Below are 19,913 nucleotides of genomic sequence, written 5' to 3'. Positions count from 1 at the left end.
CAGGCGGCGTCAGTGGAGGATCGCGACGACGTCGGCGACGCCGAGGAGCAGGACCCCGGCGGTGAGGATCATCAGCGGGCCGGTGGGGACGCGGGCGTAGCGGGTCCGGTCGCTGTCGCCGATCTCGCGGGCGCGGAGGCGGCCGAGGGCGGCGACCAGCAGCGCGAGCGCGAGGGAGAGCGCGGCGCTGACGATGCGGGCGGGGCTGCCGTCGGTCGGGTTGCGGACCAGAACGAACGCGCCGTGAGCGATCAGGGCGAGCGCGGTCCGGTCCCAGGCCAGCATCGTCCGCTGCGCGGGCAGGCCGGGGAGCCGTCCGCGTGGGCCGTGCACCGGAGTCAGGCGCATCAGCGCGCGAGGAGCACGACGACGGCGATCCCGATCCCGACCACCGCCAGGCCCAGGTACACCGGGGCCCGGGAGGCCGGCAGGTTCTCGTGCCGCTGCATCGCCCGCTGCACCGTGTGCCAGCGCCGCATGCTCGCGATCACCACCGCGATGCCGAGCAGCGCCAGGGCAAAGCCGATCCCGCGTTCGGCGTCGTCGGCGTCCTCGCCGCCGGCGGGGACGAGGTGCACGAGGGCGACGGCGCCCGCCAGCAGGCCCAGCGCGGTCCGCAGCCAGGCCAGGTAGGTCCGCTCGTTCGCGAGGGTGAACCGGTAGTCGAGGTCGTACTCCTCCGGTTCGGAGTCGCGGGGGTCCATGCGACCTCCTTCCGCCGGTCAGCGTGCCACGCTGCGCGTTCGGTCGCGCCGCGAGCCGCGCCGGGATATTGTACGTACAAATCTGCGTCCGCTGCCCCCGGGAATCCCGCCATGCGCTACGGCTTCGCCATCGATCAGCGCACCTGCATCGGCTGCCACGCCTGCACGGTCGCCTGCAAGACCGAGCACGAGATCCCGGTCGGCCAGTTCCGCACGTGGGTCAAGTACGTCGACTCCGGCACGTTCCCGGACAACACCCGCGACTTCGGCGTCATGCGGTGCAACCACTGCACCGATGCGCCGTGCGTGAAGATCTGCCCGACGCACGCGCTGTTCACCCGCAAGGACGGCATCGTCGACTTCGACGGCGACAGCTGCATCGGCTGCAAGTCCTGCCTGCAGGCGTGCCCGTACGACGCGCTCTACATCGACGAGAACACCTCCACCGCGGCGAAGTGCAACTTCTGCGCTCACCGGGTCGACGAGGGCCTCGAGCCCGCCTGCGTCGTCGTGTGCCCGACGCACTCGATCTGGGTCGGCGACCTCGAGGACGAGAACTCCGGCATCTCGCAGCTGATCGCGAGCAACGAGACCCGCGTCCGCGCTCCCGAGCAGAAGACCGGTCCGAACGTCTTCTACATCGGCGCGACGATCCCGGTCCTCGACCCGCTCCAGGCCCCGACCGACGAGGCCTACATCTACTCCCTGCCCGACAAGCAGCGCGCGATGGTGTCCTCCCACCTCCCGCCCTCCGCGGACAACGCGAAGACGACCCTCAACACCGCCCACCCCCGGCCGTGGGGCTGGCGCGTCACCACCTACCTCTGGACGAAGGGTGTCGCCGCCGGCGTGCTGTTGGTGATCGCGCTCGCGATGGTGCTGGGCAAGGACCTCGGCCGGTACCAAACGGTCTGGGCGCCGCTGATTGCCCTGGGTGGCGTCACCGCCACGGGTGTCCTGCTGGTCTGGGACCTCAAGCGCCCCGAGCGGTTCTGGTACATCTTCACCAAGGGCAACTGGACGTCGTGGTTGTTCAAGGGCTCACTGGCCCTCGCCGCTTTCGCCGGGGTCGCCGGGATATGGCTTCTCCTGGGTATCTCGGCCGAGAGCACCGACAGCTACGACCTGAGCGCGTGGCAGTTCGACCTCGTCGACGCGGTCACCTACCTGGCGATCCCGGCGGCGGTTCTGCTCGCCGGGTACACCGCGTTCCTGTTCGCCCAGGCCGAGGGTCGCGACCTGTGGCAGTCGAAGCTGTTGTTCCCCCACCTGATCGTCCAAGCCGTCATGGTGGGAGCGGGAACGCTCGCGGTCGTCTACGGCAAGTACGGCGCTGATCCGAGCACGCCGTTCCGGTCCAAGGACGACGGATCGGGGAATCTTGCCAGCCCGTTGTTGGCAGAAGAGCCTGATCCGGTCAGCGATTTCCTCATCATCGGCCCAGAGCAGCGGGTGGGTAACGCCGGCTTCGAGAACGTCATCCTCGGTTGCCTCGTCGTGGCGACCGTGGTGCACATCGCGTTCGCGATCGTGGAGTTCTACAGCAAGCACGAGACGAAGCAGGCGACGGCCGCGGCCCGTCTGGCGACCCGCGGGCCGTACCGATTCCTGTTCCACGGGTCCCTGGTGCTCGCGTTGGTTGCCGCGGCGTGCGGCGCGTTCGCCTGGAGTGGCGACAACATGGAGGCGGCCATCTGGGCGGGTATCGGCGTCCAGGTCGCCCTGCTGATGTACGAGTCGGTGTTCGTCCGCGCGGGACAGGACGTGCCGCTGTCATGACGACGGAACTCCCGCGCGAGCTGCCCGGCCACCGGACCCACGAGCACCTGCGGAACTTCCCGCCGGTCGAGAACTGGGACTCCCACGTCGAGTACGACGCGAAGGCCCACCCGCGGAAGGTCCCGCGGGAGTACATGCTGATCCCGACGACCTGCTTCAACTGCGAGTCCGCGTGCGGTCTGCTCGCCTACGTCGACAAGAGCGACCTCTCGATCAAGAAGCTCGAGGGCAACCCGGCGCACCCGGGCTCACGGGGCCGCAACTGCGCCAAGGGCCCGGCGACGGTCAACCAGGTCAACGACCCCGAGCGGATCCTGCACCCGCTCAAGCGCGTGGGCGAGCGGGGCGGGGGCCAGTGGCAGCAGGTGAGCTGGGACGAAGCCCTCGACGACATCGCGGGCCGGATTCGAAAGGCGATCCACGAGGGCCGCCACGAGGAGGTCGCGTACCACGTCGGGCGGCCCGGCGAGGACGGCTTCGCCGAGCGGGTGCTGCAGGCCTGGGGCGTCGACGGGCACAACTCGCACACGCAGGTCTGCTCGTCCGGGGCGCGTCTGGGCCAGACCCTCTGGGGCGGCTACGACCGGCCGAGCCCCGACCACGCCAACGCCAAGGTGATCCTGCTGTTCTCCAGTCACCTGGAGACCGGGCACTACTTCAACCCGCACGCCCAGCGGATCATGGAGGGCAAGCAGGCCGGGGCGAAGCTGATCGTCGTCGACCCGCGGATGTCGAACACGGCCTCCCACGCCGACGTCTGGCTCGCCCCGTGGCCCGGCAGCGAGGCGGCGATCCTGCTCGCGATCGCCAGCCACCTGCTGAGGACCCGTCAGATCGACGAGGGCTACCTGCGGCGCTGGTTCAACTGGGACGTCTACCTGCAGAACCTGCACCCGGAGAAGTCCACCTTCGAGGAGTTCCTCGACTGCCTCGAGGCGGACTACACCGAGTACACCTTCGAGTTCGCGGCGGCGGAGTCCCAGCTCCCGGCGGAGAAGATCCGGGCGATCGCGGAGATCGTCGCCGACAGCGACCACCGGCTCTCCGCGCACATCTGGCGCAGCGCCGCGGCCGGCAACTACGGCGGCTGGGCGGTCAGCCGAGCGCTGTGGTTCGTCCTCGCGCTCACCGGGTCCATCGGCACCATCGGCGGCACCGCGCCCAACGGCTGGAACAAGTTCATCCCGCACGGACCCGACGTCCCGGCGCACGACCACTGGAACGAGCTGCACTGGCCGCCGGAGTACCCGCTGGCCTGCAACGAGATGTCGATCCTGCTGCCGCACTTCCTCGCCGAGGGCCGCGGTGTCATGGACGTCTACTTCTCTCGTGTCTTCAACCCGATCTGGACCTACCCCGACGGGTTCACGTGGATGAAGGCGCTGACGGACGAGAGCACCGTCCGCTGCCACGTCGCGCTGACGCCGACGTGGTCGGAGACCGCCGAGTTCGCGGACTACATCCTCCCGATGGGCCACGCACCCGAGCGGCACGACACCCACTCCTACGAGACGCACTCGAGCCGGTGGCTCGGCTTCCGCCAGCCGGTGAAGCGCGTCGCGATGGAGAAGCTCGGGATGCCCTACGCCGACACCCGTGACGCCAACCCGGGCGAGGTGTGGGAGGAGAACGAGCTCTGGTTCGAGCTGTCGTGGCGCATCGACCCCGACGGGTCGATGGGGATCCGGCAGCACTTCGAGTCCAAGTACCGCCCGGGCGAGAAGGTCACCGTCGACGAGTACTACCGGTGGATCTTCGAGAACCGCGTCCCGAGCCTGCCGGAGAAGGCCGAGAAGGAGGGCCTGACCCCGCTGGAGTACATGCGCCGCTACGGCGTCGTCGAGGTCGCGGACCAGCTCTACCGGCAGGACGAGCGGCCGCTGACCGAGGCCGAGCTCGAGAATGCCGTCCCCGACGAGCGGGGCGTGCTCCGCAAGCCGACGAACGAAGACTCAGTTCCGCCGCTGATCGGCGAGGCCGGCGCGGTCGGGGTCCAGCACGAGGACGGCACCGTCACCGCCGGGTGGCTCTCGCCGAGCCGGAAGCTGGAGCTCTACTCCGAGACGATGCGCGACTGGGGCTGGCCCGAGCACGCGACGCCCGGCTACATCCGCTCCCACGTGGCGGCGGATCAGATCGACCTCGCCGCCGGCGACCTCGTCCTCGTCCCGACGTTCCGGCTGCCGACGCTGATCCACACCCGCTCCGGCAACGCGAAGTACTTGAACGAGATCTCGAACAGCCATCCGCTCTGGCTGAACTCCGTCGACGCGGCCCGGCACGGCGTGAAGACCGGCGACCTGGTCCGGCTGCGGACGTCGATCGGCTACTTCGTCCCGCGGGTGTGGGTGACCGAGGCGATCCGCCCCGGTGTCTGCGCGTTGAGCCACCACATGGGCCGCTGGCGCCTGCACGAGACCGAGGGCTCGCGGTGGGCCCAGGGCCTGGTCGACATCTCTCACCCCGACGGCCCGGACAGCTTCTTCCTCCGCTACCGCGGCGGAATCCAGCCCTTCAAGTCCGAGGACCCCGACTCCGAGCGCATCTGGTGGACCGACCCCGGCGTCCACCAGAACCTCGCCTTCGCCGTCCAGGCCGACCCGTGGTCCGGGCAGCAGTGCTGGCTCCAGAGGGTCCGGATGACCCCCGCCGAGGCGACCGACCAGTACGGCGACGTCTACGTCGACACCGCGCGCTCGATGGAGATGTACCGCGAGTGGCTCGCCAAGACCCGAGCCACCCTCGGCCCCGGCGGCCAGCGCCGCCCCGAGTTCCTGATGCGCCCGGTCAAGCCCCGCCGCCGCGCCTTCCGCGTCGAGACATAGCGGACGTCCGAGGATGTGGCTGCTATTGCAACCACATCGTCGGACGTCCGGATCAAGCGGGCCGAGGCGGGCGCCGATACTCCTCGGTGCAGTCTCCCCGGTGGCCGTTCCTCGCTGCCCTCGTCGCCGTCATTGCCGGCGGCGGGATTGCTCACGCGGCGCCGGACGTCCACCCGTTCGCGGTCGACGCCGTGATGACGATCCCGGACCGCGAGGCCCTCCACGCCGCGAAGCGCGCGTTCGACCGTGAGCAGCCCGCGGTCGATCAACTCGCTCGCCTGGCTCCCCCGGCCGGGGTCACGGAGTGCAACCCCGGAACGTTGGCGACGACGCACTTTCTCTGCTGGCGCGGCGAAGCGGACATTCCCGCGACAGCCGGTGCACTTGCTGACGGCTTGCGTGAGATCGGCGCGACGGACGTGACCCCGTGGTGCGGGGAGCTGCGGGGCGGGAGCCGGTCTCTGCTGGTGTGCGACGTCCGGGCGAACGTCCTGGGCCGGCCGTTCGAAGCTCAGCTCGGGCCTGACCCGACCGCGACCGATCCCGCCGCCAGGTCCTCGCGTCTGTCCGTCGTCGGCGGCGTGAGCGACGTCGTGGGGGCGGGCCTGCCCGCATCGATGCGTTCCCGCGCGACACCCGTCCCGATTCCCGGCTACCCCTCGTAGGGAGGGCGGACGTCCGAGGATGTGGCTGCTATTGCGACCACATGTTCGGACGTAACGATCTTGCAAGGGCGGGTCCCGCTGGGCGTCCGGGAGTAAGGACGCGGTCAAACCCGGACAACCTCGGTCGGTTTCGGGGTCCCGCTCGCGGAGAATCAGCTCGAGGCGGGAAGGGGGCTCGGCATGCGGATTCCGGGTGTGGTGACGGCGATCGCCGTGCCCGTGGCCGTGCTGGGCCTCGTCGGCGGGGTGGTGCTCGCGGCGGAGGGCCAGTTCCGGTCCGAGAAGGAGATGCACTCGGCTGCGATCGCGGAGTCCGACGCGGCCACCGCGCAGCAGCAGGCACCCGCGCCCGCCGCCGCGGCGGCCCCGGAGGCGGCGGCCGCGCAGCCCGCGAAGGCAGCCGCGCCCACGACGAACAAGCCCGGCGTCCAGACTGCTCCCGCGAAGCCGGCCACCGCCGGGATCAGCCTCGCCGAGTACGCCGGCTACCAGCGCGGGATCATCAACACGATCGACAACTGGTGGGTCTCGGCGCTCTCCCGTGCGGGCGTGCGCTACAGCGGGCCGCGGCTCGTCGTCGCGGCGCCCGGGAAGTCGGCGATGTCGAAGTGCGGCCGCGCGGTCGCGAACCCAGCCGACTCCAAGAAGGCCTACCCCGCGTTCTACTGCCGCGGCGACAAGACGGTGTACCTGGCGTCGGGCTGGATGCACGGCGCGATCTACGCCCGCTACAACAAAGGCGGCGTCGCGGCGATCGTCGCCCACGAGTTCGGCCACCACATCCAGCACACGATCGGCATCGCCGACCCCAAGGTCAGCAAGCAGGAACTGCAGGCCGACTGCCTCGCCGGGATCTGGGTTCGCGCCGCCGTCGGCAACGGCTCCCTGAACGCGAAGGACGTCGCCGACGCCCGCCGCGCGCTCCGGGCCCTCGGGGACACCGAGACCTCCTCGAAACTGCACCACGGCACCGCGAACGAGCGGTCCGCGTGGTTCGACCGCGGCTACCGCAGCGGCGACGCGTACGTCTGCAACCACTTCTGACCGACCGGTGACGACGGGGTCTGACGCCGCCTGAACCCGGCGCCCCGGAACCGCCCGCGCAGTACGCTGGGGCGTTCCGGTCCCCGCCGCGGAGGTGTGCCAGTCGTGTCCAGCCCCGCGGCGCCGCGCGAGCTGGACCGCGCCTCCTCCCGCCCGCTGTGGGCGCAGCTCGAGGAGGACCTGCACCGCCGCCTGGCTGACGGGGCGTTCGACAGCGCCTTCCCCGGCGAGCACGAGCTCGCCGAGCAGTACGGCGTCAGCCGGCACACCGTCCGCGAGGCGCTGCGGCGCATGCGGGCCTCCGGCGTCGTCGACTCGACGCGGGGCCGCGGCAGCTCCGTCCGGCACGCGGCGATCGAACAGCCGCTCGGCGCGCTGTACTCGCTGTTCCGCTCGGTGGAGGCCACCGGCGTCGAGCAGCGCAGCAAGGTGCGCGTCCTCGAGTTGCGTCAGAACACCGACGTCGCGCAGACCCTCGGGGTCGGGCCCGAGTCCGACCTCGTGTTCCTCGAACGCCTCCGCCTCGCCGACGGCGAACCGCTCGCCCTCGACCGCAGCTGGCTCCCGCGCGAGATCGGCGAACCGCTGCTCGGCGGCACGTTCGAGCACACCAGCCTCTACGGCGAGATGGCCCGCCTGACCGGCATCCGCCTCAACGGCGGCCGCGAGAGCATCACCGCCCTCGTCGCCGACGCCCCGACCCGGCGCCTGCTCGGCATCAAGGCCGACGTCGCCGTCCTCGCCGTCACGCGCATCGGCTGCCTCGACGGTCGGCCCCTGGAGTTCCGCGAGAGCCTCATCCGCGGCGACCGCTTCAGCCTCTCCGCGGAGTGGCCGGGCAACGCCGGCTACCGCGTCGACGTCGCGGGGATGCGCGCCTAGCGGACGCCCGCCGCGACGCGGCCGGTGAACTCCAGGACAGCGGTGACGAACGCGTCGTTGTCGTCGGTCGCCGCGGTGTGGGCGGCATCGGCGATGTCGACGACCTCCAGCTGCGGGACCAGGCCCTTCAGGTGCGCGACGCCGTCCTCGTCGACGATGTCGGACAGCAGCCCGCGCACGAGCAGCGTTGGGACGCGGATCGCCGCGGCCGAGTCGTCGAGCTGCCCGTTGTGGACGTCCTCGACGCGGTCGAGCGCGTCCTCGGTGACCAGGCGGGGGTCCCAGTGCCAGACCCAGCGGCCGTCGGGACGCTGCCGCAGGTTGCGCTTGAGGCCCTCGTGGTCCGACGGGCGCGGCCGGTGCGGCAGGTAGGCGGCGACGGCATCGGCCGCCTCCTCCAGCGTCGCGAACCCGTCGGGGGCGCTCTTCATGAAGTCCAGGACGCGGCGCGCGCCGTCCATCCGGATGTTGGCGACGACGTCGACGAGGACGAGCCCGGTCAACCGATCGTGAAGCTGCGGCGCGGCGACCATCGCGGCCACGCCGCCCATGCTGGCGCCCACGACGAGCACCGGCCGACCCCCGCTGCGTTCCGAGACGGCCTCGACGGCGCGAACGACGTCGGCCGCGAAGTGCTCCGGGCGGTACTGCGTGGCGTCCGGCGCCCAGTCGCTGTCCCCGTGGCCGCGCAGATCCGCGGCGACGGCGCGGGCCCCGGCCTCGGCGAGCGCCTCGAGCGCGCGGCCCCAGGACCGCCGACTCTGGCCACCGCCGTGCAGCAGCAGGACAGGCGGTCCGTCCTCCGGCCCCGCGGCGTCCGCGGCCAGCCGGAGCCCCGCCCCGGGCAGGTCGATGCGCTCCGGACTATTCATGGTTCACATAACACCACGTCCGGCCCGGGGACGGCGCGGCGCGGTACGAATTCGTACTGTGGCGTTCCTTACCGGCCGGGCCGGAAGAGCGGCCGCATCTTCTCCGCGGCGGCCGGGTTGACCATCTGCGGGTCGGCGTAGACCGGCGGGCCGCCGGCCTCGGCGCGGCTCTCGGGGAGCTGAACGGGGTCGCTGCCGGAATGGCGGGCCTTCGGCACCCGCGCTGCGTCGAGGTCCGCCCAGGTCTGCGGGCCGTCGACCTCGGGCTGCACGGGCGGGGTCCAGTCCGGGGCGACGTCGTCGATCCGCACCGCGTTCGCGCGGTCGGCCGCGGGCGCCTCGGTGTGGCGGCGCATGGTCCGCACCAGGCGCTTCACCAGGGAGCGGGGCCGGTGCGGGGAGGTGTGGTCCGTCGTCGCGTCCATGCGCGCAGCACTACCCGGCCCGAGCCAGGAGATGTCATCTCCACCCCCGATGCGGTGGAGATGACATCTCCAGTGCGTCAGCGCTTCCAGCTGGTGAGGACCTCGTCGAGGGAGACGGAGGAGTCCGGGGGAGCGGTCGGGGTGGCGGGGGCGGAGCGGGAGAACCGGGGCGAGGGGGCGGCCTGGGTGACACCGTCGACCTCGATCAGCGACCCGCGGCCGGTGATGTGGGGGTGCTCGGCGGCCTCGGCCCACGACAGGACGGGGGTCACGCACGCGTCGGTGCCCTCGAACACCTTCGCCCACTCGTCGCGGGTCCGGGAGGCGAAGACCTCCGTGAACCGCGCCCGCAGGGTCGGCCAGCCGGAGCGGTCGCCCTGCTTCGGGAGGTCCTCGCCGTCGAGGCCGAGTCCCCGAAGCAGCTCGGCGTAGAACTGCGGCTCGAGCGACCCCACGGCCATCCACTCGCCGTCGGAGCACCGGTAGGTGTCGTAGAACGGGCACCCGGTGTCGAGCAAATTCGCCGCGGGCGCGTCGCTCCAGGCACCGCCGGCCATCAGGCCCCAGACCATCTGAGCCAGCGTCATGGTGCCGTCGACGATGCCCGCGTCGACGACCTGGCCCTGCCCCGACTTCTCCCGCTCGTAGAGCGCGGCGAGGATGCCGAACACCAGGAACATCGAGCCGCCACCGAAGTCGCCGACCATGTTCAACGGCGGGACGGGCCCGCTGTCGCCCTTCGAAATGGCCTTCAGCATCCCGGTGACGCTGATGTAGTTGATGTCGTGGCCGGCGACCTTGGCCCACGGGCCGTCCTGGCCCCAGCCGGTCATGCGGGCGTAGATCAGCCCCGGGTTGGTCCGGTGCGCGTCGGCCGGGCCGATGCCCAGGCGCTCGGCGACGCCGGGCCGGAAGCCCTCGATGACGACGTCGGCGGCGTCGAGCAGTGCCTTCATCGTCGCCATGCCCTCGTCGGTCTTCATGTCCGCGTCGACGCGGCGACGGTTGCGCAGCATCCAGTCCCGCGCGCCCGGCGCGACCTTGAGGCCACCCGAGGGGCGGTCCACGCGCACGACGTCCGCGCCGAGGTCCGCCAGCATCATCGCGGCGTGCGGACCGGGTCCGATCCCGCCGAGTTCCAGCACCCGCAGCCCGGTGAGAGGTCCGCTCATCGTTGCCCTTCCTTGACAGTACGATCGCCGACGATGGCGATTCCGAAAATTCGTTCCAGCTGCTCGATCGTCGACGCGGCGTCGGTGTGCCGGATCGTCGTCATCCCGAGCGCGCGGGCCGGCTTGAGGTTGCCGCCGAGATCGTCGACGAAGACGCACTCCGCGGCCGGCAGCCCGAGCGCGTCGAGCGCGATCGGGTAGATCGCCGGGTCCGGCTTGCGCACGCCGTGCTCGCAGGACAGGACGACCGCGTCGAAGATCGCGTCCCACCGCGAGCGGTCGTAGCGATCCGTGCCCCACGCGTTCGACAGCACCGCGGTGCGCACGCCCGCGTCGTGCAGCGCCTCGACCGCGTCGTGCATGGAGACGTCGACCGAGTCCGCGCCGCCGACGAACAGCCGGTCGAGCAGGTTCTCCGGGTCCACGCCGTGGTGCGCGGCGAGTCCGGCCTCGAACTCGGCGGGGGAGATCCGCCCGCACTCGAACTCCACCAGCAGCTCGCGCGCGGCCGGCTCGGTGCGGAAGGCGTCCGCAATGCGTCCCGGCGGCAGGCCCTCGGCCGCGCAGAACGCATCGAAGGCGTCGAACACCCCGGAGGTCAGCACTCCGCCCCAGTCCACGATCAGGCCACGCACACGCCCGATCCTCCCGGACTGTGGCGGACGCCTCGCACACGCCCCTCGTCTGCGGGTCGGCCCCGTGCATTGCCCCAGACGGGACGGGCAGTCTGTCCGCATGGGACTCAAAGGCCGCCTGAGCCGCCTCGACGAGGCGCAGCAGCAGAAGCCCGCGCTCGCGATCCCGATCGCGACCGTGAAGAAGTTCGGTGAGGACAAGTCCTCGAACCTGGCCTCGATGATGGCCTTCTGGGCCTTCTTCTCGATCTTCCCGCTGATGCTGGCCACCATCACCGTGCTCGGCTACGTGCTGCCCGAACAGGACAAGAAACGGGTTCTGGAGCAGATCTCGGGTTATCTCCCGCTGCTGGACCCGTCCTCGGTCGGCGGCCTGAACGGCAACGCGCTCGCGCTGATCGTCGGTCTGCTCGCCGCCCTGTGGAGCGGCTCCGCGGTCGTCCGCATCACCCAGGACGCGTTCAACGCGGTCTGGGAGGTCCCCCAGGTCGAGCGCCCCAAGCTCGTCGAGGCCCTCAAGCGCAGCCTGCTGACGATGGGCACGATCGGCGTCGGCCTGGTCGGCAGCACGTTCCTGCTCGGCTTCGTCTCCGGCAACGACCCCGCGATCGACCTCGGCCCGCTCGGCCGGATCCTCGGGTACGCCGCCGCGATCGTCGTCGACATCGGCCTGTTCGTCCTGGCGTTCCGCCTGCTCACCGACCGCCAGATCACCACGCGTGACGTCGTCCCGGGCGCGGTCTTCGCCGGCTTCTGCTTCTGGCTGCTCGGGATCCTGTCCTCGGTGATCATCACCCGGCACCTCTCCAGCGCCTCCGAGACCTACGGGACGTTCGCCACCGTCATCACGATCCTGTGGTGGTTCTACCTGCAGTCCCAGCTCACGCTGCTCGGCGCGCAGGTCAACGTCGTCCTCAAGCGGCACTACTGGCCGCGCGCCCTGATCGACGCCCCCGGGACCGAGGCGGACCACCGCGTGCTCGAGGACATGGCCGCCTCGCGCCAGATGGTCGAGGCCCAGGACATCGACTCGACCGTCACGACCGAGGACGGCCAGGCCGTTCTCGATTCCGAGAATCCCTCGGACGACGCGGCAGACGCCGACGACGGCGCTGACCAGCAGGTTTCCGCCGCCGGCGGCCACCGGCGCTGATCCGATCGGGTGAACCCCAAAAGGAACGGGTTTACCCACTTCCGCGCGGGGTAAGCGTCGCGCCGACGCTCACGTGTCGTCTGCCGACAGCACGTGTCGTCCTGCCGGTCTCACCATGCAGAACCCCGCCGCCCGCACGGGCGGCGGGGCGGCTGTGTTCGTGGTGAGGTAGTCCAGAAGCCGGGGCCGGTGCCCGGCGGAGGGAGACTGCCATGGCGTTGGACACCCCGGTGCAGGCCGCGCGGTCCCCACGCTCGATCGACCCCGACCTCGCGCGCGAGATCGCGGACCTGGTCAAGGCGCTCGACTCCCTCTGCGCCGGCGACTTCTCCGTCCGGCTCGAACCCCGCGAGGGCCAGCTCGGCCCTGTCATGGCCCGCCTGAACGAGCTCGCCGTCCTGAACGAGCGCCGCACCCGCGAACTCGTCCGCGCCAGCCGCGTCATCGGCCGCGAGGGCCGGATGACCGAGCGCATCGACGAGGTCGGCGCGGACGGCGACTGGGGCGTCGGCGCCGAGGCGATCAACTCCCTGATCGACGACCTCGTCCGCCCCACCACCGAGGTCGCCCGCGTCATCGCCGCCGTCGCCGAGGGCGACCTGAGCCAGAAGATGGCGCTGGAGATCGCCGGTCAGCCGGTCAAGGGCGAGTTCCTCCGCATCGGCACCACCGTGAACACGATGGTCGACCAGCTCTCGTCGTTCGCCGACGAGGTCACTCGCGTCGCCCGCGAGGTCGGTACCGAGGGCAAGCTCGGCGGCCAGGCCCAGGTCCGCGGCGTCTCGGGTGTGTGGCGCGACCTCACCGAGTCCGTGAACTCGATGGCCGGCAACCTGACCAGCCAGGTCCGCAACATCGCCCAGGTGACCACGGCCGTCGCCCAGGGCGACCTGAGCCAGAAGATCACCGTTGACGCCCAGGGCGAGATCCTCGAGCTGAAGAACACCGTCAACACGATGGTCGACCAGCTGTCCTCGTTCGCGGACGAGGTCACCCGCGTCGCGCGTGAGGTCGGTACCGAGGGCAAGCTCGGCGGCCAGGCCGAGGTGCGTGGCGTCGCCGGCACCTGGCGCGACCTCACCGACTCGGTGAACTCGATGGCGGCCAACCTGACCGACCAGGTCCGCAACATCGCGCAGGTCGCGACCGCGGTCGCCCGCGGTGACCTGAGCCAGAAGATCACCGTCGACGCCAAGGGCGAGGTCGCGGCGCTGGCCGAGACGCTCAACACGATGGTCGACCAGCTCTCGTCGTTCGCCGACGAGGTCACGCGCGTGGCCCGCGAGGTCGGTACCGAGGGCAAGCTCGGCGGCCAGGCCGACGTGCCCGGCGTCGCCGGCACGTGGAAGGACCTCACCGACTCGGTGAACTCGATGGCGGGCAACCTGACCAGCCAGGTCCGCAACATCGCCCTGATCATCACCGCGGTCGCCCGCGGTGACCTGAACCAGAAGATCACCGTCGACGCGGCCGGTGAGGTCGCGGCTCTCGCCGACACGATCAACGACCTGACGGACACTCTGAAACTGTTCGCCGAGCAGGTCATCACCGTCGCCCGTGAGGTCGGTACCGAGGGCAAGCTCGGCGGCCAGGCCGTCGTCCCCGGTGTGGCCGGCACGTGGAAGGACCTCACCGACAACGTCAACGGCATGGCGGCGAACCTGACCGCCCAGGTCCGCGACATCGCCGCGGTCACCACCGCGGTCGCCCAGGGCGACCTGAGCCAGAAGGTCTCCGTCGACGCGAAGGGCGAGACGCTCGAACTGAAGTCGACGATCAACACGATGGTCGACCAGCTCTCGTCGTTCGCGGACGAGGTCACCCGCGTCGCCCGTGAGGTCGGCACGGAGGGGAAGCTCGGCGGTCAGGCGCAGGTGCGCGGGGTCTCCGGCACCTGGAAGGACCTGACCGACAACGTCAACTACATGGCGGCCAACCTGACCGCCCAGGTCCGCAACATCGCGCAGGTCGGCACCGCGGTCGCGAAGGGCGACCTGAGCCAGAAGATCACCGTCGACGCGCAGGGCGAGATCCTCGAGCTGAAGAACACCATCAACACGATGGTCGACCAGCTCTCGTCGTTCGCGGACGAGGTCACCCGCGTCGCCCGTGAGGTCGGCACCGAAGGAAAGCTCGGCGGTCAGGCGCAGGTCTCCGGCGTCTCCGGCACCTGGCGCGACCTGACCGACAACGTCAACGGCATGGCGGCGAACCTGACCAGCCAGGTCCGCAACATCGCCCAGGTCACCACGGCCGTCGCGCAGGGCGACCTGAGCCAGAAGATCACCGTCGACGCGAAGGGTGAGGTCGCGGCCCTCGCCCAGACCATCAACACGATGGTCGACCAGCTGTCCTCGTTCGCGGACGAGGTCACCCGCGTCGCGCGCGAGGTCGGCACGGAGGGCCGCCTCGGCGGCCAGGCCCAGGTGAAGGGCGTCTCGGGCACCTGGCGCGACCTGACCGACAACGTGAACTACATGGCGGCGAACCTGACCGGCCAGGTCCGCAACATCGCCCAGGTCGCGACCGCGGTCGCGAAGGGCGACCTGAGCCAGAAGATCACCGTCGACGCGCAGGGCGAGATTCTCGAACTGAAGTCGACCGTGAACACGATGGTCGACCAGCTCTCGTCCTTCGCGGACGAGGTCACCCGCGTCGCCCGTGAGGTCGGCACGGAGGGCCGCCTCGGCGGCCAGGCGCAGGTGAAGGGGATCTCCGGCACCTGGCGCGACCTGACCGACTCCGTGAACTACATGGCGTCGAACCTGACGGCCCAGGTCCGCAACATCGCCCTCGTCACCACCGCGGTGGCGCAGGGCGACCTGAGTCAGAAGATCACCGTCGACGCGCAGGGCGAGATCCTCGAGCTGAAGTCGACCGTGAACACGATGGTCGACCAGCTCTCCGCGTTCGCCGCCGAGGTCACCCGCGTCGCGCGCGAGGTCGGCACCGAGGGCCGCCTCGGCGGTCAGGCCGAGGTCGCCGGCGTCTCCGGCACCTGGCGGCACCTGACCGAGAACGTCAACCAGCTCGCGGGAAACCTGACGACCCAGGTCCGGGCCATCGCCGAGGTGTCCACCGCCGTCACCCGCGGCGACCTGACGCGGAGCATCACCGTCGAGGCGTCGGGCGAGGTCGCCGAGCTCAAGGACAACATCAACCAGATGATCGCGAACCTGCGGTCGACGACGGAGATCAACGCCCAGCAGGACTGGCTCAAGTCGAACCTCGCCCGCATCGGCGGCCGGATGCAGGGTCAGCGCGACCTGCAGGCAGTCACGCAGATGATCATGAGCGAGGTGACCCCGGTCGTCGAGGCCGTCCACGGCGCGTTCTTCCTGATGGAGTCCCGCGAGGACGGGCAGGGCCTGCGCCTCGCCGCCGGCTACGGGATCCCGGCCCGGGACACCCGCTTCGCGCTCGGCGAGGGCCTCATCGGCCAGGCCGCGGCGGACAAGCGCTCGCGCCGCGTCCGTGACGTCCCGCCCGACTACCTGCCCGTGCGCGGCGGTCTCGGGGAGGCCTGCCCCGCGGACGTGTTCGTGGTCCCGGTGCTGTTCGAGGAGCAGGTTCTCGGCGTCATCGAGCTCGCGAGCTTCGGCCGCTTCTCCGACGTCCACATCGACTTCCTCGAGCAACTGGTCGAGTCGATCGGTGTCGTGCTCAACACGATCATCGGCAACGTCCGCACCGAGGCACTGCTGGAGCAGTCGCAGGGCCTGGCGCAGGAGCTGCAGGTCCAGTCGGTCGAGCTGCAGCGCACCAACGCGGAGCTGGAGGAGAAGGCCGAACAGCTCGAACGGGCGTCGCAGTACAAGTCCGAGTTCCTCGCGAACATGTCCCACGAGCTGCGGACGCCGCTCAACAGTCTTCTGATTCTGGCTCAGTTGCTGATCGACAACCCGTCCTCGACGCTGACCGCCAAGGAGGTCGAGTTCGCGCGGACGATCTACAGCGCCGGGTCCGACCTGCTCGACCTGATCAACGACATCCTCGACCTGTCCAAGGTCGAGGCCGGGAAGATGGAGCTGCACCCGGCGCCGATCCTGCTGACCCAGCTCGGGTCGTTCGTGGAGAGCACGTTCGCCCCGCAGGCGCAGCAGAAGGGGCTGGAGTTCGTCGTCGACATCGCGCAGGGTCTGCCCGCGACCATCGTCACCGACGAGCAGCGGCTGCAGCAGGTCGTGAAGAACCTGATCTCCAACGCGATCAAGTTCACCGAGGACGGCCGCGTCCAGCTCTCGATGTTCCGGGCGCCGAAGGACCTCTGGCACTCGGTGCCCACGCTCGACAACGCGGAGACCGTCGTCGCGCTGTCGGTCTCGGACACCGGCGTCGGCGTTCCGGCCGAGAAGCTCGGCCTGATCTTCGAGGAGTTCCAGCAGGGCGACGGCACGACCAGCCGCAAGTACGGCGGCACCGGCCTCGGCCTGTCGATCTCCCGGAACATCACCCGCCTGCTCGGCGGCGCCATCGCGGTCGAGTCCGCCGAGGGCGTCGGCAGCACGTTCACCATCTACGTCCCGGCGGACTTCCCGTTCGAGGTCGTCGAGGCGACCGAGTCGCCGAGCGCGACCCCGGCCCGGCTGCCGAAGGTGCCGATGCTCTCGCGAGCGGTCCGGGCCCCCATCGAGCTCGGCACGGACGACCCGCTGCGGGGGGCCACCGTGCTGATCGTCGACGACGACGTCCGCAACGTCTTCGCGCTGACCAGTGCGCTGGAGATGCACGGCATGTCGGTGCTCTACGCGGACAACGGCCGCGCCGGCATCGAACTCCTGGAGGAGCACGGCTCGACGGTCGACCTGATGCTGATGGACGTGATGATGCCGGAGATGGACGGCAACGAGACCACCGAGCGCATCCGGCAGAAATCGGTCTTCACGGACCTGCCGATCCTGTTCCTCACGGCGAAGGCGATGCCCGGTGACCGGGACAAGAGTTTGCTCGCCGGGGCGAGTGACTACATCACGAAACCCGTCGACCTCGACAAACTGTTGACCGTGATGCGTTCGTGGTTGGTCGACCGGAACTCCGACGACCGGGCCGGCTTCCCGGCGGACGGGTCGACGCGGTGACGGGGCACCCACCGGCGGACTCCGGAGTCTCGATCCTGCTGGTCGACGACCGGCCGGAGAACCTGCTCGCGCTCGAGGCGATCCTCTCCGGGCTCGGGCACGAGCTGGTGCGCGCGAACTCCGGCTCCGAGGCGCTGAAGCAGTTGCTGCGCAAGGAGATCGCGCTGATCCTGCTCGACGTCCAGATGCCGGGCATGGACGGCTTCGAGACCGCCGCGCAGATCAAGGCCCGCGAGCGGACGCAGAACATCCCGATCGTCTTCCTCACGGCGATCGACGGCGAGCGCCACCAGGCGTTCCGCGGCTACGCGGCCGGCGCCGTCGACTACCTGTTCAAGCCGTTCGACCCGTGGGTGCTCCGCGCCAAGGTCGGGGTGTTCATCGAGCTGTACCAGCGGCGCAAGGAACTCGCCGCCCAGGCCGAGCGCCTGGCCGCCGCGGAGGCGGTGCTCGGATCGGGGTCGCTCCCGCAACTGACCCGCGCCGCCCTCGACGCCGCCCGTGCCGCGCTCTCGGCGGCCGAGGCGACGGGGGAGGACAAGGCCGTCGCCGCCGCCCGGAACGCCCTGGTGGCGGTCGATGCGCTGGTGGCGGCGTTGCCGACGCCCCAGGTGCCTGCGTGACGGCGGTCTCCGCGACGCTCGCCCCGGAGGACCGGTCTCCGGCCGCGGCGCGCCAGATCGTCCACAGCGCCGTGACCGACGCCGGCCTCGACCATCTCCTCGACGAGGCGCTGCTGCTCACGACCGAGCTCGTCACGAACGCGCTCGTGCACGGCGGGACCGCAGTGGACCTGCAGGTCGAGGTCGACGACGACCGGCTGCGCGTCGAGGTCTCCGACCGCGGGGACGGCCGCGTGCTGATGGGCGCGACGCCGGGTGACGACCGGGAGGGCGGGCGCGGCATCTGGCTCGTCGACGCGCTCTCCTCGGCGTGGGGGACGCGGAACAGCCCGGCGGGCAAGACGGTCTGGTTCGAGCTCGGCAAGCCCGGCCCGGAGGGCGCGCCACCGCGCCCGGCCTCCGGCGCCCCGGCCCGCCGCGACCTCGCGTTCCTGCTCGGCCTCGCCCCGGACCTGGAGCAGCGGCTCGGGCCGGAGCGCCTGGTCTCCGAGCTGCTCGCCCGCGTCGTCGAGGGTCTGCACCTCGAACACGGCTGGGTGGTCGCGCGCGGCCCGGCCGACCCGGACTGGTCGGTGTTCGTCGCCTACGACGACGCTCCCGGCCCCGACCCGGAGGCCGTCTGTCGCGGCCTGGCCGACGACTGGCCGACCGTGCCGTTCCCCGGCGCCGACGGCGCTGTGCTCGGCGCGCTCGTCCTCGGACGCCTGCCGGGCGACGCCGACGACTTCGCGCTGGTGCGTCTGGTGGCGGAGCGGGTCGGGGTGATCCTGCGCGACGAGCACGCGAAGGTCGTGGCCCGGCGCACCCGCGGCTCGCTGACCCTGCTCGCCGAGGCCGGCGAGATGTTCGCGGGGACGCTGGACGTGAAGCTCACCGCGACCCTCGCCGCGCGGCTCACCGTGCCCCGCCTCGCCACCTGGGCCGCGGTGTGGACGCTGTTCGGCCGGACCCCGGCGCTCGAGGCCGTCGCGCACGCCGACGAGTCGCTGGTCGAGTCGATGCGCGCCCACCTCGCCGGCCCGCAGACCCGCGCCTGGCTGGAGACCCAGATGCGCCAGGGCGTGCTCGCGCAGCCGCCCGCCCCGAAGAGCCTCTCGGAGATCTGCGGGATCGACCCGCGCGTCGGCGGCGAGTGCTTCGTCCTCCCGCTGACCGCGCGGGGCCGCCTCCTCGGGCTGATCCTCGTCGGCGGTGACGTCGGCCGGACCTTCGTCGTCGACGACCTGGCACTGCTCGCGGACCTCTCCCGCACCGCGGCCCTCGCCCTCGACAACGCCCGGCTCTACGAGGAGCAGACCGCGATCGCGGAGGGCCTGCAGTCCTGGCTCCTGCCCCGCGACCTGCCCGAGGTGACCGGGTGCGAGTTCGGCGCGCGCTACTCCGCGGGCGGCGAGGGCACCGAGGTCGGCGGCGACTTCTACGACGTCTTCCCGCTGCCCGGGGGCGGCTGCGGCATCGCGATCGGCGACGTGTGCGGCAAGGGCGCCGAGGCCGCCGCGATCACCGGCATCGCCCGCGAGGTGCTGCGGATGCTGGTCCGCGACGGCGCGAGCCCGCAGATCGCGCTGTCGCGCCTCAACGAGACCCTGCTCGGCCTCGGTGACCGCGGACGGCTCTGCACGGTCGTTCTCGGCACGGTCCGCCGCCGCGGCGACGGCATCGCGGTGCGGTTCTCCAGCGCCGGTCACCCGCCGCCCGTCCACGTCGCCGCGGACCCCGTCGGCGGCGGCCGCGTGCGGTTCGTGGGCACCAGCGGGTCGCTGCTCGGCGTCCTGTCCGACATCGACGTCTCGGACGACGAGGTCCAGCTCGCACCGGGGGAGTCGCTCGTCCTCTACACCGACGGCGTCACCGAGCGCCGCGGCGAGGCGGGGGAGTTCTTCGGCGAGGACAACCTGCTGACGACCCTGCGCGCCGCCCACGCTGCGACCGCGTCCGAGCTCGCCGGCGTCGTCGAGACCGCCTGCCGGCACTTCGGCGCCTCCGGCGCCCCCCGCGACGACCTCGCGGTGCTCGTCGTCCAGGCGGCGGCGCCGACGCTTTAGCGGCCGCCCCA

15 protein-coding genes are annotated in these 19,913 nt (G+C 71.2%); 9 read left to right on the top strand and 6 right to left on the bottom strand.

Annotated elements, in window-relative coordinates; all coding sequences use genetic code 11:
- Nucleotides 1-9 precede the first annotated feature (9 nt).
- A complete protein-coding gene (locus SPOPO_RS27715) occupies nucleotides 10-348 on the bottom strand; it encodes a DUF202 domain-containing protein (RefSeq protein ID WP_019873602.1) in 339 nt (112 codons plus the stop codon).
- Nucleotides 348-704 carry a YidH family protein gene (locus SPOPO_RS0104560; protein WP_019873601.1) on the bottom strand — a complete coding sequence of 119 codons (357 nt, stop codon included), beginning with the start codon at nucleotides 702-704 and terminating at the stop codon, nucleotides 348-350. The genes SPOPO_RS27715 and SPOPO_RS0104560 overlap by 1 nt, the downstream gene beginning before the upstream one ends.
- A 111-nt stretch (nucleotides 705-815) precedes the next feature.
- Between SPOPO_RS0104560 and SPOPO_RS0104555 the strand changes: the two genes are divergently transcribed.
- From SPOPO_RS0104555 to SPOPO_RS0104535, 5 genes are all read left to right on the top strand, one after another.
- Nucleotides 816-2,483 (top strand): 4Fe-4S dicluster domain-containing protein, encoded by a 1,668-nt coding sequence (locus SPOPO_RS0104555; RefSeq protein WP_019873600.1) that lies wholly within the window; start codon nucleotides 816-818, stop codon nucleotides 2,481-2,483.
- Entirely contained in the window at nucleotides 2,480-5,308 is a 2,829-nt protein-coding gene (locus SPOPO_RS0104550; protein ID WP_019873599.1) for a molybdopterin-dependent oxidoreductase, read from the top strand. Before SPOPO_RS0104555 ends, SPOPO_RS0104550 begins: the two co-directional genes overlap by 4 nt.
- A gap of 86 nt (nucleotides 5,309-5,394) precedes the next feature.
- Complete coding sequence (locus SPOPO_RS0104545) at nucleotides 5,395-5,973, top strand: hypothetical protein (RefSeq protein ID WP_019873598.1); 579 nt, start codon at nucleotides 5,395-5,397, stop codon at nucleotides 5,971-5,973.
- 180 nt (nucleotides 5,974-6,153) lie between these two features.
- The gene (locus tag SPOPO_RS32380; protein WP_156869565.1) at nucleotides 6,154-7,017 is read left to right on the top strand and encodes a neutral zinc metallopeptidase; all 864 of its coding nucleotides are present in this window, start codon (nucleotides 6,154-6,156) and stop codon (nucleotides 7,015-7,017) included.
- 105 nt (nucleotides 7,018-7,122) lie between these two features.
- Nucleotides 7,123-7,899, top strand: a complete 777-nt coding sequence (locus SPOPO_RS0104535) for a GntR family transcriptional regulator (protein ID WP_019873597.1) — start codon at nucleotides 7,123-7,125, stop codon at nucleotides 7,897-7,899.
- Here the strand turns inward: SPOPO_RS0104535 and SPOPO_RS0104530 are convergent.
- From SPOPO_RS0104530 to SPOPO_RS27705, 4 genes are all read right to left on the bottom strand, one after another.
- Nucleotides 7,896-8,771: an alpha/beta fold hydrolase gene (locus SPOPO_RS0104530; RefSeq protein ID WP_019873596.1), complete on the bottom strand. Its 876-nt coding sequence runs from the start codon at nucleotides 8,769-8,771 to the stop codon at nucleotides 7,896-7,898. The two genes, SPOPO_RS0104535 and SPOPO_RS0104530, sit on opposite strands and share 4 nt — an antisense overlap.
- A gap of 68 nt (nucleotides 8,772-8,839) precedes the next feature.
- Nucleotides 8,840-9,196, bottom strand: coding sequence for a hypothetical protein (locus SPOPO_RS0104525; RefSeq protein ID WP_019873595.1), 357 nt, complete (start codon nucleotides 9,194-9,196; stop codon nucleotides 8,840-8,842).
- A gap of 77 nt (nucleotides 9,197-9,273) precedes the next feature.
- The gene (locus tag SPOPO_RS0104520) at nucleotides 9,274-10,368 is read right to left on the bottom strand and encodes a CaiB/BaiF CoA transferase family protein (protein ID WP_019873594.1); all 1,095 of its coding nucleotides are present in this window, start codon (nucleotides 10,366-10,368) and stop codon (nucleotides 9,274-9,276) included.
- A complete protein-coding gene (locus SPOPO_RS27705; RefSeq protein WP_019873593.1) occupies nucleotides 10,365-11,003 on the bottom strand; it encodes an HAD family hydrolase in 639 nt (212 codons plus the stop codon). Before SPOPO_RS27705 ends, SPOPO_RS0104520 begins: the two co-directional genes overlap by 4 nt.
- Before the next feature lie 100 nt (nucleotides 11,004-11,103).
- Here SPOPO_RS27705 and SPOPO_RS0104510 point away from each other — a divergent pair, with 100 nt between their 5' ends.
- The 4 genes from SPOPO_RS0104510 (at nucleotide 11,104) to SPOPO_RS27700 (ending at nucleotide 19,902) form a co-directional block, all read left to right on the top strand.
- The gene (locus SPOPO_RS0104510; protein ID WP_019873592.1) at nucleotides 11,104-12,156 is read left to right on the top strand and encodes a YihY/virulence factor BrkB family protein; all 1,053 of its coding nucleotides are present in this window, start codon (nucleotides 11,104-11,106) and stop codon (nucleotides 12,154-12,156) included.
- Nucleotides 12,157-12,368: 212 nt separating this feature from the next.
- On the top strand, nucleotides 12,369-17,234 hold the full coding sequence (locus tag SPOPO_RS0104505) for a HAMP domain-containing protein (protein WP_019873591.1): 4,866 nt from the start codon (nucleotides 12,369-12,371) through the stop codon (nucleotides 17,232-17,234).
- Complete coding sequence (locus SPOPO_RS0104500; RefSeq protein WP_019873590.1) at nucleotides 17,231-17,857, top strand: response regulator; 627 nt, start codon at nucleotides 17,231-17,233, stop codon at nucleotides 17,855-17,857. Before SPOPO_RS0104505 ends, SPOPO_RS0104500 begins: the two co-directional genes overlap by 4 nt.
- A complete protein-coding gene (locus tag SPOPO_RS27700; RefSeq protein WP_019873589.1) occupies nucleotides 17,854-19,902 on the top strand; it encodes a SpoIIE family protein phosphatase in 2,049 nt (682 codons plus the stop codon). Before SPOPO_RS0104500 ends, SPOPO_RS27700 begins: the two co-directional genes overlap by 4 nt.
- Nucleotides 19,903-19,913 lie beyond the last annotated feature (11 nt).

This window comes from Sporichthya polymorpha DSM 43042 (genome assembly GCF_000384115.1).
Classification (GTDB): domain Bacteria; phylum Actinomycetota; class Actinomycetes; order Sporichthyales; family Sporichthyaceae; genus Sporichthya; species Sporichthya polymorpha.
Note: the sequence above shows the minus strand (reverse complement) of the source record. Positions and strands in the feature narration are given on the sequence as shown.